General features: G+C 71.4%; 17 protein-coding genes. 7 read left to right on the top strand and 10 right to left on the bottom strand.

The window, feature by feature from the left end; genetic code table 11:
• Positions 1-9: 9 nt before the first annotated feature.
• Positions 10-864 carry a mycofactocin-coupled SDR family oxidoreductase gene (locus AMO33_RS09795; protein ID WP_269947524.1) on the top strand — a complete coding sequence of 285 codons (855 nt, stop codon included), beginning with the start codon at positions 10-12 and terminating at the stop codon, positions 862-864.
• A gap of 98 nt (positions 865-962) precedes the next feature.
• Here the strand turns inward: AMO33_RS09795 and nhaA are convergent, their stop codons facing one another.
• Both nhaA and AMO33_RS09785 read right to left on the bottom strand, forming a co-directional pair.
• On the bottom strand, positions 963-2,261 hold the full coding sequence (nhaA, locus tag AMO33_RS09790) for a Na+/H+ antiporter NhaA (RefSeq protein WP_076573503.1): 1,299 nt from the start codon (positions 2,259-2,261) through the stop codon (positions 963-965).
• Positions 2,262-2,374: 113 nt separating this feature from the next.
• A complete protein-coding gene (locus AMO33_RS09785) occupies positions 2,375-2,848 on the bottom strand; it encodes a GbsR/MarR family transcriptional regulator (protein WP_060592143.1) in 474 nt (157 codons plus the stop codon).
• Positions 2,849-2,920: 72 nt separating this feature from the next.
• On the opposite strand from AMO33_RS09785, the gene AMO33_RS09780 reads away from it, so the two are divergent.
• The gene (locus tag AMO33_RS09780) at positions 2,921-3,823 is read left to right on the top strand and encodes an ABC transporter ATP-binding protein (protein ID WP_060592141.1); all 903 of its coding nucleotides are present in this window, start codon (positions 2,921-2,923) and stop codon (positions 3,821-3,823) included.
• Entirely contained in the window at positions 3,813-4,604 is a 792-nt protein-coding gene (locus AMO33_RS09775) for an ABC transporter permease subunit (protein WP_060592139.1), read from the top strand. The genes AMO33_RS09780 and AMO33_RS09775 overlap by 11 nt, the downstream gene beginning before the upstream one ends.
• Before the next feature lie 11 nt (positions 4,605-4,615).
• Here the strand turns inward: AMO33_RS09775 and AMO33_RS09770 are convergent, their stop codons facing one another.
• From AMO33_RS09770 to AMO33_RS09735, 8 genes are all read right to left on the bottom strand, one after another.
• The gene (locus AMO33_RS09770; RefSeq protein WP_060592137.1) at positions 4,616-5,287 is read right to left on the bottom strand and encodes a potassium channel family protein; all 672 of its coding nucleotides are present in this window, start codon (positions 5,285-5,287) and stop codon (positions 4,616-4,618) included.
• A complete protein-coding gene (locus AMO33_RS09765) occupies positions 5,277-6,707 on the bottom strand; it encodes a TrkH family potassium uptake protein (RefSeq protein WP_197657685.1) in 1,431 nt (476 codons plus the stop codon). The genes AMO33_RS09770 and AMO33_RS09765 overlap by 11 nt, the downstream gene beginning before the upstream one ends.
• Before the next feature lie 134 nt (positions 6,708-6,841).
• Positions 6,842-8,068, bottom strand: coding sequence for an allantoate amidohydrolase (locus tag AMO33_RS09760; protein WP_060593405.1), 1,227 nt, complete (start codon positions 8,066-8,068; stop codon positions 6,842-6,844).
• 9 nt (positions 8,069-8,077) lie between these two features.
• A complete protein-coding gene (locus tag AMO33_RS09755) occupies positions 8,078-9,406 on the bottom strand; it encodes an FMN-binding glutamate synthase family protein (RefSeq protein WP_060592135.1) in 1,329 nt (442 codons plus the stop codon).
• 13 nt (positions 9,407-9,419) lie between these two features.
• A complete protein-coding gene (locus tag AMO33_RS09750) occupies positions 9,420-10,121 on the bottom strand; it encodes a GltB/FmdC/FwdC-like GXGXG domain-containing protein (protein WP_060592133.1) in 702 nt (233 codons plus the stop codon).
• Positions 10,106-11,005, bottom strand: coding sequence for a class II glutamine amidotransferase (locus AMO33_RS09745; RefSeq protein ID WP_060592131.1), 900 nt, complete (start codon positions 11,003-11,005; stop codon positions 10,106-10,108). The genes AMO33_RS09750 and AMO33_RS09745 overlap by 16 nt, the downstream gene beginning before the upstream one ends.
• A 31-nt stretch (positions 11,006-11,036) precedes the next feature.
• Complete coding sequence (glnT, locus tag AMO33_RS09740; RefSeq protein WP_060592129.1) at positions 11,037-12,380, bottom strand: type III glutamate--ammonia ligase; 1,344 nt, start codon at positions 12,378-12,380, stop codon at positions 11,037-11,039.
• A gap of 41 nt (positions 12,381-12,421) precedes the next feature.
• Positions 12,422-13,612: an NAD(P)/FAD-dependent oxidoreductase gene (locus AMO33_RS09735; protein WP_060592127.1), complete on the bottom strand. Its 1,191-nt coding sequence runs from the start codon at positions 13,610-13,612 to the stop codon at positions 12,422-12,424.
• 239 nt (positions 13,613-13,851) lie between these two features.
• Here AMO33_RS09735 and AMO33_RS09730 point away from each other — a divergent pair, with 239 nt between their 5' ends.
• Genes AMO33_RS09730 through AMO33_RS09715 form a run of 4 tightly spaced genes read left to right on the top strand, consistent with a single transcriptional unit; the run spans position 13,852 to position 16,784 of the window.
• Positions 13,852-14,244, top strand: a complete 393-nt coding sequence (locus tag AMO33_RS09730) for a cupin domain-containing protein (RefSeq protein WP_060592125.1) — start codon at positions 13,852-13,854, stop codon at positions 14,242-14,244.
• A 4-nt stretch (positions 14,245-14,248) separates the two neighbouring features.
• Positions 14,249-14,797 carry a dimethylamine monooxygenase subunit DmmA family protein gene (locus AMO33_RS09725; RefSeq protein WP_060592123.1) on the top strand — a complete coding sequence of 183 codons (549 nt, stop codon included), beginning with the start codon at positions 14,249-14,251 and terminating at the stop codon, positions 14,795-14,797.
• Complete coding sequence (locus AMO33_RS09720; protein ID WP_060592121.1) at positions 14,797-15,735, top strand: PDR/VanB family oxidoreductase; 939 nt, start codon at positions 14,797-14,799, stop codon at positions 15,733-15,735. The genes AMO33_RS09725 and AMO33_RS09720 overlap by 1 nt, the downstream gene beginning before the upstream one ends.
• Positions 15,732-16,784 carry a heme-dependent oxidative N-demethylase family protein gene (locus AMO33_RS09715; RefSeq protein WP_060592119.1) on the top strand — a complete coding sequence of 351 codons (1,053 nt, stop codon included), beginning with the start codon at positions 15,732-15,734 and terminating at the stop codon, positions 16,782-16,784. The genes AMO33_RS09720 and AMO33_RS09715 overlap by 4 nt, the downstream gene beginning before the upstream one ends.
• The last annotated feature ends 9 nt before the right edge of the window (positions 16,785-16,793 follow it).

Genomic DNA, 16,793 nt, shown 5'->3' with positions numbered 1-16,793 from the left:
ATGCGGCCGATCACGGCCCGTCTCGCGGGCAAGACCGCGTTCATCACGGGAGCCGCGCGCGGGCAGGGTCGTGCGCACGCGGTGCGGCTGGCCGCCGAGGGCGCCAACATCGTCGCCCTCGACATCTGCCGCGATCTCGACTCCACCGCCTACCCGGGTGCCACCACCGACGATCTGCAGCACACCGTCGAACTGGTGGAAGCCCTTGGGGGACAGATCGTCACGGCCGAGGCGGACGTCCGCGACAGCGCCGCGCTGGCGGCGGCCGTGCAGCGCGGTCTCGATGCCTTCGGCGGGATCGACGTGGTGTCCGTCAACGCGGGCATCGCCGGCTTCGGACCGGCGGTGCACCTCTCGGATGCGGACTGGCAGGAGATGATCGACATCAATCTCACCGGCGCGTGGAAGACCGTGCGCGCGGTGGCACCGTCGATGATCGCGGCGGGCAACGGCGGGGCGATCGTGCTGACCAGCTCGGTGGCGGGCATGATCGCCTTCCCCAACCTGGCCCACTACGCCGCGGCCAAACACGGTCTCGTGGGCCTGATGAAGGTGCTGGCCGTGGAACTGGCGCCGGAACGCATCCGCGTCAACGTGATCTGCCCCAGCCACGTCGACACCCCGATGATCCAGAACCCGGCGGTCTACGAGTTGTTCACCGGCGGGATCTCCGGCGCCACCGCCGAACAGGCGAGTGCGGCCATGAAATCCATGCACGCGCTGCCGATCTCCTGGGTCGATCCAGAGGACATCAGCAACGCTCTGCTGTGGCTGGCCTCCGACGAGGCCCGCTACGTCACCGGTGTCGTCCTGCCCGTCGACGGCGGCCTGACCGCCCCGTTCAAGGTCGCCCACCACGCGTGAACCATCGCTACAGCTGTCGGTGGCCGGGCTGATCACGAGGCGCCGCTGCCCCGGTCCCGGCGGGCCGGGGCAGCGGTGATCCGGGTGGGTGGCAGAGGTTACTTCGGATGCTGGTACACGTCGGGGATGCCGTCGTGGTCGTCGTCGCGACTCTCCAGCTCGGCGATGCGGCGGTAGACGCGGTTGCGCGAGCGCAACAGGATCGTCGCGAGCAACGCCGCGGTGAGCGTGCCGACGAGCACGCCGATGCGGACGTGGTCCTCGCGGGTCGGGTCGCCGGCGAAGGCGAGTTCGCCGATCAGCAGCGACACGGTGAAACCGATCCCGCCGAGCAAGGCGACTCCGGCGACGTCGAGCCAGCTGAGTTCGACGTCGAGTTCGGCGCGGGTCAGTTTCGCGGTGAGGAACGTGGTGGCCACGATGCCGAGCGCCTTGCCGGCCACCAGGCCGACGACGATGCCGAGGGTGACCCGGTCGGTGAGCGAATCGACCAGCCCGTCCAGGCCACCGATCGTGACCCCCGCGGCGAAGAAGGCGAAGACCGGCACCGCGAAGCCCGCCGAGAGGGGACGGATGCGGTGCTCGAACCGCTCGGCCGCGCCGTGGTCGCTGTCGTCGCGGCCCGCCTTGGCCAGGACCGGGACGGTGAACCCGAGCAGCACACCGGCGACGGTGGCGTGCACGCCCGACTCGTGCACCAGCCACCAGGTGAGCGCAGCCAGCGGCAGCAGCACCCAGAACGTGTGCACACCGCGCTGCACCGCGACGGCGAAGCCGGCCAGCGGGAGCAGGGCCAGCCCCAGGTAGAGCAGGTCCAGGTCGTCGGTGTAGAAGACCGCGATCACCGTGACGGCGAGCAGGTCGTCCACGACCGCCAGGGTGAGCAGGAAGGTTCGCAGCGCCGTCGGCAGGTGCGAACTCACGACGGCGAGGATCGCCAGCGCGAACGCGATGTCGGTGGCGGTGGGGATGGCCCAGCCGTTCACCGCTGTGCCGTTGCCGACGTTGACCGCGAAGTACAGCAGCGCGGGCACGATCATGCCGCCCACCGCGGCCGCGACCGGTAGGGCGGCCCGCCGCGGATCGCGTAGGTCGCCCGCGACGAACTCGCGTTTGAGTTCGAGACCGACGACGAAGAAGAACACCGCGAGCAGGCCGTCGGCCGCCCAGGTCTCCAGCGCGAGGTTCAGGTGCAGCGCGGACGGGCCGAGTTGGAAGTCCCGCAGCCGTTCGTAGGCGTCGGACCAGGGGGTGTTGGCCCAGATGAGGCCGATGGCGGCGGCGGCGATGAGCAGCGCGCCGCCCGCGGTCTCGGTGCGCAGGATGCCGCTGATCCGGCGTGCCTCGGGCCAAGAGCCTCGGGACAGCAGTCGTGGTCGGTGGTGCGGTGAAGTCATGGTTGGTGCCCGTTCGCCGATGGCCCGACCGCTTGCGGGCCGGGTTGCCGACCAGACTTCCCGGCGCACCGGGTGTAAAGATGCCGTAAAGACGCCCCAGTGCGCAAACCGGGCTACGGGTGCTCGGCGGCGTAGCGCTCGCGCCAGCGGTCGATGAGCGGGACCAGCTCGTTGAGCATGAAGGTGTAGAAATCCTGCATCTCGTGCAGGCGCCGGGCGGTGGGGGTGTCGGGCCCGGTGGCATCGAGACCCTCGGCGGCCGCATCACGCATGGTTGCCAGCAGGGTGTTCTGCTGGGACATCAGCGCGGCCCAGGCGCCGCGGCGGAACCGGTAGTGGTCGCGGCGGCTGCCGGGGGCGGGTACGCGCTCGACCAGGCCCGACGGCAGCAGGTGCTTGATCGCGGTCGACACCGCGCCGGAGCTGATCGACAGTTCGGCGCAGAGGTCGGCGGCGGTCATGCTGTCCTGCTCGGTGTAGAGCAACGCGGTCAGCACCCGGGCGGTCGACCGCTGCATGCCGCCGCCCGCCGACAGGGTCAGTGCCAATTTCTCCGCGGCCTCCCGCAAGCGCTCGTTCGTTCCCATGCCACCAAGTTATCAGTACTTCGACCGTTCTGAATATTTACAAATCTCTGAAAGCTCGATACCTTCACTCGTATGGTGAAGGCAATCGAGCTGAACGAGCTCACGAAGACATACACCGGCGGCGCGCGCGGGCTGAGCGAGTTGACCCTCACGGTCGAGCGCGGCGAGGTCTTCGGCTACCTCGGCCCGAACGGGGCCGGAAAGTCGACGACGATCCGGTTGCTGCTCGACCTCATCCGGCCCACCGCGGGCAGTGTGTCGGTACTCGGCATGGACCCGCGTGCCGAGGCGGTCGCCCTGCACGCCCGGATCGGGTACCTGGCGGGCGACTTCGTCGTGCCCGGTCGCGGCCGGGTCGGCAGCACGCTGCGGTTCCTGGCCGCGTTGCGCGGCGGCGTGGACGACGCGCGAATCGACGCGCTGTGCGAGCGGCTCGAACTCGATCAGCGGGCACGGATCTCGACGTTGTCGAAGGGCAACCGGCAGAAGGTCGGCCTCGTGCAGGCCTTCGCCCACGAACCCGAACTGCTGATCCTGGACGAACCGACCTCCGGGCTCGACCCGCTGGCCCAGCAGACCTTCCTGGCGATGGTCGCCGAGGCCAAGGCCGCGGGGCAGACGGTGTTCATGTCCAGCCACATCATGAGCGAGGTCGAGGCGGTCGCCGACCGCGTCGGGATCATTCGCGAGGGCCGCCTGGTCGCGCTGGGCACCGTCGCCGCGCTGCGCGCCGACGCGGTGCGCGATGTCGAGGTCACCTTCGACCATGCGGTCGATCCGGCGCTGTTCCGCGGGCTGACGGGCGTGGCCGAGGTGCGGACCGAGGGCACGACGCTGCGCTGCCAGGTGACCGGCAGCCCGGACGCGCTGCTGCGCACCCTGGCCGGCCTGCACGTGACGGGCCTGCTGGTCACCGAGCCCGCGTTGGAAGACCTGTTCCACAGCTACTACACCGGAGAAGCCGATGCTGCCTGACGTCTACACCCGCACCCTCGGCGACAGCCGTCGCGGCCTGATCGCCTGGGCGGTGGGCACCGCGGCGATCGGCCTGATGTATGCCGCGTTCTATCCGCAGGTGTCCGCGGGCGGAACAGCCGAGATGGTCGAGAGTTACCCGGAGGCCATGCGCGAGGCGCTCCGGCTCGACGACTTCGCCTCCGCGGCGGGCTATCTCGGCTCCACGGTGTTCGGTCTGCTGCTGCCGCTGCTGATGATGGCCTTCGGCGTCACGTTCGGGGCCCGCGCGGTGGCGGGCGACGAGGAATCCGGCTACCTCGATCTGCTGCTGGCCCACCCGCTGGGGCGGATGTCGCTGGCGGTGCAGCGGTTCGCCGGACTGGTCACCGGCGCGATCGCCATCGCGGCGCTGGTGTTCCTCGGCATGCTGGCGGTGCGGCCCGCGGCCGACCTCGACGAGGTCGGGGTGGGTCGGCTCGCCGCCCAGTGCGTGCAGCTGGCGTTGCTCGGCATCACTTTCGGCGCGTTGGCCATCGGGCTGGGCGCCGCGCTCGGCAAGCGGGTGCCCGCGCTGGCGACGGCCGCCGGACTGGGTGTGCTCACTTATGTCCTCGGCAATCTCGCGGGCGTCATCGGGGCCGACTGGCTGAAGTACCTCTCGCCGTTCCACTACTACATCGGCGCCGAGCCGCTGCGCAACGGCATGCCGTGGGCCGACGCCGCGGTGCTCGTGGTGGTGGCGCTGGTCCTGGTGACGACCGGATTCCTTCGGTTCCAGCGCCGCGACCTGCGGTCCTGAACCCCCCGGGTTCAGGTGAGGTCGGCGAAGCGTTCGACCTCGTCGATGCGGCCGGAGACGATGAGTTCGTCGCCGGCCGCGACGATCGTCTCCGGTGTCGCGTAGGTGAATTCGCCGCCGCGGTGTTTGATGGCGACCACGGTGATGTCGTAGCGCTTGCGCAGGCCGCTTGCGGTGAGGGTCTTGCCGATGCTCATCGCCGGGGCGGTGGTCTTGGCCATCGCGTAATCGGCGTCGAACTCGATGTAGTCGATCATCCGCCCGGTCACCAGGTGCGCGACGCGTTCGCCCATGTCGTGTTCGGGCAGCACCACATGGTGCGCGCCGACGCGTTCGAGGATCTGGCCGTGTCGGCGGCTGGTCGCCTTGGCCCAGATCCGCGGGATCGCGAAGTCCGACAGCAGGGAGGTGGTGAGGATGCTGGCCTCCATGTTCGAGCCGATGCCGACCACGGCGTGCGGGAAGTCGGGCACCCCCAACTGGGCGAGTGCTTCGGCGTCGGTGGTGTCGACGGCCGAGACGTGGGTGAACTCGTCGGCGTACTGCTGCACCACCGCCGGATTGGCGTCCAGCGCCAGCACTTCCGTGCCGTGGGTGACGAGTTCGCGGGCCAGCGCGCTGCCGAACCGGCCCAGCCCGATCACGACGACGCGGGTCTCGGGCTTGCGTGGTCTACCCGACAATGGGGCGCTCCTCCGGTAGCTCGTAGCGGCGGCGCCGGGTCCGCAGCGCCAGCGCGGTGGCCAACGTGATGGGGCCGAGCCTGCCGATGAACATCAACACGATCACGACCATACGGGCGGGGTCGGAGAGTTCGGCGGTGATGCCGGTGGACAGGCCGACCGTGCCGAAGGCCGAGACCACCTCGAACAGCACCGCGTCCAGTGCCATGCCGGTGATCGTCAGCAGGGTGACCGTGCCCGCGACGACCGTGCCCACGCCGAGCAGTGCCACCGTGATCGCCTGCCGCTGCACCTCGGCGGCCAGCCTGCGGTTCATCACGTGCACGGTCGGCTCGCCCCGGATCTCGGCGACGATCACGAAGGCGAGCAGCGCGAACGTGGTGACCTTGATGCCGCCCGCGGTGCCCGCGCTGCCGCCGCCGATGAACATCAGCGCGTCGGTGATCAACAGCGTCGCGGAATGCATCGCGCCGACGTCGACGGCGTTGAATCCGGACGTGCGCGGGGACAGGCCGTGGAAGCCGCCGACGAGCAGCTTGTCCGGCAGACCCAGCGGGCCGAGCGTGGCGGGGTTGGTCCATTCGAGCAGGGTGATGGCGAGGATGCCCGCCACCGCCAGCACCCCGTAGGTGACGAGGGTGATGCGGGTGTGCAGCGACCAGTGCGCGACACCGCGGCGGGCGCTGCGCCGCAGGGACCGGCCGACCTCGAGGACGACCGGGAAGCCCAGACCGCCGACGACGAAGGCCACGGTGATCGGGACCATGATCCACGGATCGGCGGCGAAGCCGACCAGGCTGTCGGTGAACAGCACGAATCCGGCGTTGGTGTAGGCCGAGACCGCGTGGAAGATGCCCAGATAGGCCGCGCGCCACCACGGCTCGTCATAGCCGAACAGAAACCGTGCGGTCAGCGCGGTCGCGACCACCGCCTCGACCAGCAGGCTCATCCGCAGGACGCCGATCACGACGCGGCGGATCTCGCCGAGCCGCACGGTCTTGGTCTCGGTCTGGGCGATCAGCTGCATCCGCAGCCCCATCCGCCGGGCGACGAGCAGCCCGAACAGCGAGGCCACCGTCATGATGCCCAGGGCGCCCACCTGGACCAGTCCCAGGATCACCAGCTCCCCGAACAGCGACCAGTGGCTTTCGGTGTCCACCACCACCAGGCCGGTCACGCACACCGCCGACACCGCGGTGAACAACGCGGTCACCGGTGCGGTCACCGTACGGGACTCGGCCGCGACCGGGAGCATCAGCAGCAGCGTGCCGAGCGCGGTCGCGGCGGCGAAGCCGCAGACCACCAGCCGTGCCGGATGCCGAGGGGCGGGCAGCGCGTGCGGCGCGGGCGCCGCGAAGGACCGGCGGGCCCGGCCGGGGGCGCCGATGAGAGCCCAGCGTGGGCGCGGTCGGTCCACCACGTCGTCCTCCCGGCCGATCGATGCGTCTGCTCGACTGCACTCGATCGGACGAGGCGAACCGGGCGCCGGTCGCGGCCGAGGCAATCGACGGTCCCGGGTCACCATACCGGCCGGTTTCGCCGGTGCCCCGCCGCTCAGCCCGCGGCCACCCACTCACCCATCACGTCCGCCAGCGCCCGCGCACCGGTCCGGCAGTCCTCGGGGGTGGCGTACTCGGCGGGGGAGTGCGAGATGCCGGTCGGGTTGCGGACGAACAGCATGGCGGTGGGGACGCGGGCGGAGAGGATGCCCGCGTCGTGGCCCGCGGCGGTGGGCAGCACCGGGATCTCACCGAGCCGGGACAGCGCGCGGGTGATCCGGGCGCGCGGCCCGGCCGGGAACTCCACGATCGGGGTCAGCGATTCGGTCTCCAGCTCGACGGTGACCCCGTCGGCTTCGGCGTGCTTGCGCGCCGCCTCGGCGATGTGCGCGACGAGCGCGTCGAGGGTGACCTCGTCGGCGGCGCGGGCGTCGAGCCAGGCCAGCACCTCCGAGGGAATCGCGTTGGCGCCGTTGGGCAGCACGCGCAGTTTGCCGAAGGTCGCGACCGCGTCGTGCAATTGGGCCGCCTGCCGCGCGCTGTGCACCGAGGCGGCGAAGGCGAGCATCGGGTCGTGGCGGTCGGCCAGGCGGGTGGCGCCCGCGTGGTTGGCCTCGCCGGTGAACCGGAACAGCCACCGCCCGTGCGGCCAGATCGAGGAGGCCACCGCCACCGGGCGATCCACCAGGTCCAACGCGCGGCCCTGCTCGACATGCAGTTCCACGAACACCCCCACCCGCTCGGTGAGCGCGGGGTCGGGGCCGAGATGCCGTGGCTCGCGGCCCGCCGCGGTCAGCGCCTCGGCGAGGGTGATGCCGTCGGCGTCGCGCAACCCGAGCGCACGGGCCGGGGCGAGCGCGCCGGTGCTCAATTGCGAACCGACACAGGCCACCCCGAACCGGGCACCCTCCTCGTCGGAGAACGCGGTGACCGCGACCGGCCGGGTGGGCACGATGCCGCGTTCGCGCAGCAGGTCGACCGCGGCGAACGCCGAGACCACCCCGAGCGGGCCGTCGTAGGCGCCGCCGTCGGGCACGGAGTCCAGATGCGATCCGGTGACGAAGGCGTCGCGCGGTTCACCGGTGTGTCCCGGCGGCAACCACCAGGCCCACAGGTTGCCGTTGCGGTCCTGTTCCACGTCCATGCCGCGCTGGGTGGCGCAGCCGGTGAACCACTCCCGCAGCGTGAGATCGGCGTCGGTCCAGGCGAACCGGCGGTAGCCGCCGGTGCCCGGGTGCCTGCCGACCTCGCGGATCGAGTCCCAGAGCGCGTCGAAGGTCATCGTCACTCCTCAGTGCTGTCCGGGCCGGCCGGGAATCCAGCCGGTGCCCGCCAGCGGCACCCGCGCCATCGCCGCCGACTCCACGGTCAGCGCGACCAGGTCCTCGGGTTCGAGATTGCGCAGGTGGGATTTGCCGCAGGCCCTGGCCAACGTCTGCGCCTCCATGGTGAGGACCCGCAGATAGTTGGCGAGGCGGCGGCCCGCCGCGACCGGGTCGAGGTTGCGGGCCAGTTCGGGGTCCTGGGTGGTGATGCCCGCCGGGTCGCGGCCGTCCTGGAAGTCGTCGTAGAACCCGGCCGCGGACCCGAGCGCGGCGTACTGGTCGGCGTAGCGGGGACTGTTGTCGCCCAGCGCGATCAGCGCGGCGGTGCCGATGGCGACGGCGTCGGCGCCCAGCGCCATCGCCTTGGCCACGTCGGCGCCGCTGCGGATGCCGCCGGAGACGATCAGTTGCACGCGGCGGTGCACGCCCAGTTCCTGCAACGCCTGAACCGCCTGCGGGAGGGCGGCCAGGGTGGGGATGCCCACGTGTTCGATGAACACGTCCTGGGTCGCGGCGGTGCCGCCCTGCATGCCGTCGACCACGATCACGTCCGCGCCCGCCTTCACCGCGAGCTTGACGTCGTAGTAGGTGCGGGTGGCGCCGACCTTGACGTAGATCGGCTTCTCCCATTCGGTGATCTCGCGCAGTTCGACGATCTTGATCGCCAGGTCGTCGGGCCCGGTCCAGTCCGGGTGGCGGCAGGCCGAGCGCTGGTCGACGCCCTGCGGCAGGGTGCGCATGCGCGCCACCCGTTCGGTGATCTTCTGGCCGAGCAGCATGCCGCCGCCGCCCGGTTTGGCGCCCTGGCCGAGCACGATCTCGATCGCGTCGGCCTTGCGCAGATCGTCGGGGTTCATGCCGTAGCGGGACGGAAGATATTGGTAGACGAGGTGTTTGGACTGTCCACGCTCCTCGGGCGTCATGCCGCCGTCGCCGGTGGTGGTCGAGGTGCCCACCTCGCTGGCCCCGCGGCCCAGTGCCTCCTTGGCCGCGCCGGAGAGCGCACCGAAGCTCATGCCCGCGATCGTGATCGGGATGTCGAGGTGCAGGGGGAACTTGGCGTGCCGGTCGCCGAGCACCACGTCGGTGTCGCAGCGTTCCCGGTAGCCCTCGAGCGGGTAGCGGGACATGGAGGCGCCGAGGAAGAGCAGATCGTCGAAGTGCGGCAGCGGGCGTTTGGCGCCCCAGCCGCGGATGTCGTAGATACCGGTCTCGGCGGCGCGCTGGATCTCGGCGATGACGGCGCGCGGGAAGGTGGCCGATTCGCGCAGGGTGGGGTCGGGCAGGGTGGTCATGGGCTGCTCCTGATCAGTACGCGCCGGCGTTGTCGACGTGGAAGTTGTAGAGGGTGCGGGCCGAGCCGTAGCGGGTGAAATCGGCCGGGTCGGCGTCGAAGCCCGCGGCGGCGAGCAGGTCGCGCAGTTCGGCCAGGTGCTCGGCACGCATCGGCTTGGCCACGCAGTCCGCGCCGAGCGAAGCGACCGTGCCGCGCACGTAGAGGCGCGCCTCGTAGAGCGAATCGCCCAGCGCCTCACCGGCGTCCCCGCAGACGACCAACCGTCCGGCCTGCCCCATGAACGCGCTCATGTGCCCGATGTCGCCACCGACCACGATGTCGACACCCTTCATCGAGATACCGCAGCGGGCCGCGGCGTTGCCTTCGATCACCAGCAGCCCGCCGTGCGCGGTCGCGCCCGCCGACTGGGAGGCGTCGCCGGTGACCCGGACGGTGCCCGACATCATGTTCTCGGCCACCCCCACCCCGGCGTTGCCGCGCACGGTCACCGACGCGCGCTGGTTCATGCCCGCGCAGTAGTAGCCGACGTGGCCCTCGACGGTGACCTCGAGGTCGTCGGTGAGCCCGCAGGCCAGGGCGTGCGCGCCGCGCGGCTCGGTGAGGGTGAGCCGCCGCGGCGCGTCGGGGCCGTGCAGCAGGGCGTTGATCTCGCGGACACCGGACGCGGTGACGTCGAGACGGACGGGGGCGACGGTGCTCACTGCCGGTGCCATAGGTAGACCTCTTCCGGTTCGGGTTCGAAGATGTGGGCGTCGGCGACGCCGGGGAGATCGGCCAGCGCGCGATACTCCGAGGCCATCGCCACCCAGCGGTCGGTCTCGGCGACCACGGCGGGTTTGCAGGCGATGGGATCGCGCACGACGGCGAAGGATTCGGAGTCGGCGACCAGCAGCGTGTAGAAGCCGTCGAACCGTTCGTTGAGCAGTGTCAGCGCCTTCTCCAGGTCCACGCCGTGGGCCAGCTGCGCGGCGATGAACCGCGCGCCGACCTCGGTGTCGTTGTCGCTGTCGAACACCACGCCCGCGCGGCGCAGTTCGTGCTGGACGCTGCGGTGGTTGCTGAACGAGCCGTTGTGCACCAGGCACTGGTCCGGCCCGACCGAGAAGGGGTGCGAACCGGCGGCGGTGACCGCGGATTCGGTCGCCATCCTGGTGTGCGCGACGCCCTGCCAGCCCGCGGCGGCGGGCAGTCCGAAGCGGTGCGCCAGCGCGGTGGGATGGCCGACGCCCTTGAGCACCGTCAGATCGGTGCCGAAGCCGATCACCCGGGCGTGCGGGGCGATGTCCGGCACGGCCGCGCTCAGCGCGGCGGCGTCGAGCGGTGCGTGCAGCACCGTGGTGGGCGCGAGGTCGAGACCGGTGACCGGCACGCCCAGCGCCGCGGTCAGCCGAGCGGCCAGGTCGGCGGCGGGCAGGCCCGCGTCCAGCAGCGATACCGTCGACTCGCCGGGTGGTGACCAGGTGGGGTCACCGTAGACGGCCATGCCCGCCGAATCGGGGCCGCGGTCGCACAGCTGGTCGAGCATGCCGGTGAGCAGCGCGCCGAGCCGGGGATAGAGGGTCGCGTCGCGCAGATGCAGCCCGACTATTCCGCACATGGGAACTCCTTGCAGGGTCGAGTGTTTCGCCTCAGAAGGCGGTGAGGTAGTGGTCGATCTCCCAGGCCGAGACCGTGTTGTGCCAGGCGAAGAACTCCTCGCGCTTGAGCCTGCTGAAATAGGCCGCCACGCCGGGGCCCGCGCCGTCGAGCGCGGCGCTGATCACCGGGTCGGCGTCGAGGGCGTCCATCGCGTGCAGCAGGGTCATCGGCAGCATGTCGCCGTGGCGTGCGCCTGCGCCCGGCGCACCGGGATCGAGCGCGCGGTCGACGCCGTCGAGACCGGCGGCCAGTGCGGCGGCGACGGCGAGGTAGGGGTTGGCGGAGCCGTCGCCGCCGCGCAGTTCCACCCGGTGCGGGTCGGGCACCCGCAGGTAGTGGGTGCGGTCGTTGCCGCCGTAACTGGCGTAGCGCGGTGACCAGGTGGCACCGCTGGCGGTGGCGGTGGCGCCGAGGCGCTTGTAGGAGTTCACCGTCGGCGCGAGCACGCCCTGCAACGCACAGGCGTGTTCGAGGATGCCCGCGATGAACGCGTAGGCGGTCGCCGACATGCCGAGACCACGGCCGTCGGCGGGGTCGGGGAACAGCGGGCCCGTCGCGTTCCACAGCGACATGTGCAGGTGCATGCCGGAGCCGGTGCGGTCGGTGAACGGCTTGGGCATGAAAGTGGCGCGCATGCCGCGCTTCTCGGCGATCACCGACAGCAGGTAGCGGGCGGTGATCACGCGGTCGGCGGTGGTCATCGCGTCGGCGTAGTCGAAGTTCTGCTCGAACTGGCCGTTGGCGTCCTCGTGGTCGCTGGCGTAGTTGCCCCAGCCGAGGGTGTTCATGGCCGCCGACACCTCGGTGAGGTGGTCGTACATGCGGGTGACGTCGCGGGCGTCGTAGCAGGGCTGGCTGCTGGTGTCGGCGCGGTCGGCGGTGCGCAGCCGCCCGTCGCCGTCGCGGTCGACGAGGAAGTACTCCACCTCGGCGCCGACGTTGACGGTGAGGCCCCGTGCGGCGGCACGGGCCAGCGTGGCGGCCAGGATCACGCGCGGCGCGTACGGCCAGGGCGCCCCGTCCACGTGCGGATCGCAGTGCACCAGCGCCAGCCCCGGCCGCACGAACGGGATCGGGGTGAACGAGGCCGGGTCGGGGATGGCGATCAGATCGGGATCGCGGGGCTGCTGGCCCAGGGTGCCCGCCGCGTAACCGGCGAATCCGGCGCCACCGGCGGCGAGCCGGTCGGCGGCCTCCACCGGCACGAGTTTGGCGCAGGGCTTGCCGGTCAGGGTGACGAACAGCGCCAGGATGTAGCGGGTGCCGGTGGCGCGGGCCAGTTCGGTGAGGGTGTCGGTGGCCGTCTCGGGGGCGAGGGCGGTGTGGATGGCCATGCGGGTCTCCAGGATCGGTGGGGGATCGACGACGGTGGGGCTCAGCGCATTTCGCCTGCGCCGGCGTACGGGTGGCGGGACAGCAGCGGCTCGCCCTCGGCGAAGCGCTCGTAGCGGAAGTCGCGGGGGTCGACGTGTGGCAGGTCGGTGGTGCCCTTGGTGAGCAGGTCGGCGACCAGGTGGCCGACGGCGGGGGAGATCTTGTAGCCGTGCCCGGAGAAGCCGGCGGCCAGGAACAGGCCCTCGGCGGGGGCGGGGCCGATGATCGGGTTGTAGTCCGGTGTGACGTCGTAGGCCCCGACGTAGGAGCCGGTGATGCGCGGGTCCGGCATGTCCGGCAGCCGGTGCCCCAGCTTGGCGACGACCGTGCCCACGGTCGACTCGTCGGCCCGGTTCACGTACCGGTCCGGGTCGATGTACCGCGGTGCGCTGTGGTCGGAATTGCCCACGAGCAGTTCGCCGTTGGGCTCGCGGCAGACATACGACAGGCCGGCCAGGTCGGACAGCACGGGTACCACCGGGGTGGGCGCGCCCTGGTCGACGGTCACCAGCTGGGCGCGCTGGGCCTTGATGTCGAGGTCGACGCCCGCGGTGGCGGCCAGCGCCGGTGACCAGGGCCCGGCCGCGAGCACCACCGTGCCGCCGTGGATTTCGGCGCCGTCGGCCAGCCGGACGCCGTAGACGTCGCCGGATTCGCGCTGCAGCAGGGCCGTGACGGGGGTGGACTGGCGGATGCGCACCCCCAGGCGGCGGGCGGCGGTCGCGAAGGCCATGCCCGCCAGGTAGGCGTCGCCGCGCCCGCCCAGCGGCTCGTAGGCGAAGGCCGCGAAATCCGCGGTGTGCAGACCGGGCCAGAGTTCACCCACCGCGTCGTGGTCGACCAGCTGCACGTCGATGCCGAGGTCGCGCATCATCGCGACGTTGGCCCGCAGCGGATCGATGTTCTCCGGGCCCACGCCGACGACGTAACCGCACTGCTGGAAGCCGAGGTCGTCGCCGAGGATCTCGCTCGCGTGGGTGAACAGGTCGAGGCCGTACCACGACATCGCCGCGAGCGCGGGCACGCCGTAGTGGCAGCGCACCACGCCGCTGGATTTGCCGGTCATCCCCGAGCAGAGGGTCGCGCGCTCGAGCACCACGACATCGGTCTCGCCCCGCTCGGCGAGGGACCAGGCGATGGCGAGCCCTTCCAGGCCGCCGCCGACGATCACGTAGGTGTGGGATTCGGTCACTGCGCGCCTCGCTGTTTCATGTGGTGATCTACTGTCGAACTAGATGAAACAGCCCGAGCGTAACGCGCAGGTTACCGACGCATCAGATCCCTGTGACGGATTGCCTGGCTGAACCTCGGCGATGTCGAGGGTGGGCCGATCGGCCGGCCTACGGGTAACGAATTATTAACTCGCGAGACCGTTTCATGGAGTTACTCTCTGTTTCATCTCAATCCCCAACTCTGGATCGGAGATTCCCGATGACTTCTCCCGGCCCCACCGTCGACACCCCCGTGACGCCCTTCCGCGTGACCTCGGGCTTCTGGCAGAGCCTGCCGCAGATGCCGACGACCGACTACCCGGGCACCTCGGCCTACATCGACGACGTCTACGCCAATCCCGACGGGTCACCGATGTCGGCGGGCTACTTCGAACTGCGCCACACCGACGCTCCGCTGGACTACCACTACGCCTACGACGAGATGAAGGTCGTGCTCGACGGCGAGTTCCGCCTGGAGAACCTCGACACCGGCCAGATCGAGACGGCCGGGCCGCGCGATGCCATCTTCTTCCCGAAGGGCTCGCGCATCCGGTTCACCACCCCCGCGCGCGCCCTGGCGTTCTTCGTCGGTCACCGTTCGTTCGCGCCCTGAACCGATGAGCGCCACCGACATCACGCGGCCGGTCGGCACCGTGCCGCGATGGACCGCGGGGGATCCCGCCGAACTGCCCGTCGCGACCGCCGCGACCACCTACGTGGTTGTCGCCACCGATCCGGCCGCCCTGGCGGACGCGCGGGGCTTCACCGACCGAGTCACCCGTGCCGAACGCACCCCCGCGCGCGATGGGCGGCAGCCGGCGATCCTGGTCGACGGCACCGACGACCGCCGGCTGACCGAGGTGCTGGCCCTCGCGCGGGTGGGCTGGCGGTTCGCGGTGATCGGCACCGAGCCGGGCCTGTCCCGATGCCGGGCGGCGATCCTGGCCGCGGGCGCGATCGAGTCCGAGATCGTCACCGCGGGCCCGGCCGACGGCGGCGCGCGGGACCTCTACTGCGCCCACTGCCGGACCACCTCGCGCACCGACGCCGCCGTCGGCGCGGAAACCCGCTGCGCCGCATGCGGTGTGCCGCTGACGGTCTACCACCACTTCTCGCCGCGGCTGCACGCCTACCTCGGATACCACCCCCACGCGGAGGAGTTGTGATGCCCGCCGACCTGGAGCTGGTCGTCGCCGCCGCCCGCATGCTGTGCGCCGACGTCCGCGAACTCGAGCTGCGCGACCCCGCGGGCGCCCCGCTGCCCGCCTTCCCGCCGGGCGGCCACATCGCGGTCGCCTGGGGCCGGGGCCTGCGCAACTCCTACTCGCTCACCGGACCGGGTGAGGCGCCGAGCCGCTACACCATCTCGGTGCGGCTCGACCCGGCCGGGCGCGGCGGATCGCGATGGCTGCACCGGCTGCCGGTCGGGGCACGTCTCCGCGTGAGCCCGCCGCGCGGGGACTTCGCCCCCGTCGCCCGGGCCCACCATCACCTGCTGCTCGCCGGGGGGATCGGGGTGACCCCGATTTTGTCGCACGTTCGCGCGGCACTGCGCTGGGACCGCTCCTTCCGGGTCGTCTACGTGCACCGTCCCGAATCCGCGCCGCACGCCGCCGAATTGGCGGGGATGTGCGGTGACCGGCTGACCCGGGTGACCTCGCGGGAGCGGTTCTGGGACACCGTGGGCCCCCTGCTGCGCGACAGCCCACTGGGCACCCACCTGTACGTGTGCGGCCCCGAACCGATGATCGAGGCCGTCCGCCGCGCGGCGGACGCGGCCGGCTGGCCGGGGGAGCGGGTGCACACCGAAGCCTTCCTCCCGGTCACCGCCGGTGGTGCGCCGTTCACCGCCCACCTGCGCCGCCGCGGCACCACCGTGCGGGTGCCGGCCGACGCCGGCCTGCTCGACGTCCTCGACGCGCACGGCGCGGGCGTGCCGAGCCTGTGCCGCCGGGGAGTGTGCGGGGAATGCCGGCTTCCGGTGCGGGCCGGGGCCATCGACCACCGTGACAGTTACCTGACCGACGACGAACGCGCCGCGGGCGACAGCATGATGGCGTGCGTGTCGCGGGCGGCCGCCGGACATCTGGAGCTCGATCTATGACCGCCTCACCCGCCCTGTCGGTGTCCGCCGAGGACATCGCCCGCTACCCGTTCCCGCTGCCCGCGGACCGCTACCGTTACAGCACCAACGTCGAACCCGGCGGGAGGCCGGTGCGCACCGCCGCCGGGACGTGGGGCGCGCACCGCGTCGACGTCGACCGCCACTACCACCGCGACCTGGACTGCCGCGCGCGGATTCTCGCCGACGACCCGACCCGGCACGCGGTGCTGCCGCACATGGTCCCGGCCGCCTGGGAGGCGTTGCTGGTCGTCCTCGCCGATCTGGCCGCCGCCCACCCGGACCGGATGATCCTCGACCGCGACGGCGACGAATACCGCTGGCGCAACCACGAACTCGGCATCGACCAACGCTTCGTCCACGGCGATCCGGCGAGCCTGCCGACCGATCCGCTGCGGTATCTCGGCAGCCAGATCCAGGAGGACGTGGTGCTGCTGGACCAGCGCGAAGGACAACTGTGGGCCGACGCGGGCCTGGTGACCTTCGCCGCCGACTGGTCCTTCGGCTTCGACGTGGGCATGAACTTCCTCAGCGTGCACGGGCCGGTGCCGCGCATCCACCGGGAGCGGGTGATCACCCGCGCGCACGACTTCCTGCTGCGGCTGGAACCGGGCGCGAGCTACCGCCGCACCAACTGGACACTCACCGTGGACGGCCGCCTCGACACCGCCACCGAGACCTATCCCGACTGGGGACGCGACCGCCGGACCCTGGCTGAGGGGCCGCTCACCGAGGTGGGCGACCGGCTGTTCCTGCGCACCGAGGTCCAGCACCTGGTCCGGCTGCCCTGCTCGGCCGCGATCATGTTCCTGATCCGCACCTACCTGCTGCCGTTCCGCGCGGTCGCGAGTGTGCCCGAATGGGGTGCGCGGCTGCACGCCGTGCTACGCGAACTACCCGCCGACATGGCCGAGTACAAGGGGCTGGCCCGCACCAGGGAGCCCGGCGTGCGCTGGCTGGCCGAACACGGCGGCATTCACACGAACGTCACCCGAGCGACGTCGCCGGAAACCCGGCCCGACGTCTACTGAAAACCATCC

The sequence above is a fragment of the Nocardia farcinica genome (assembly GCF_001182745.1).
In the GTDB taxonomy this organism is placed as follows: domain Bacteria; phylum Actinomycetota; class Actinomycetes; order Mycobacteriales; family Mycobacteriaceae; genus Nocardia; species Nocardia farcinica.
The sequence above is the reverse complement of the archived record's forward strand: the minus strand, read 5'-3'. Positions and strand labels throughout refer to the sequence as shown.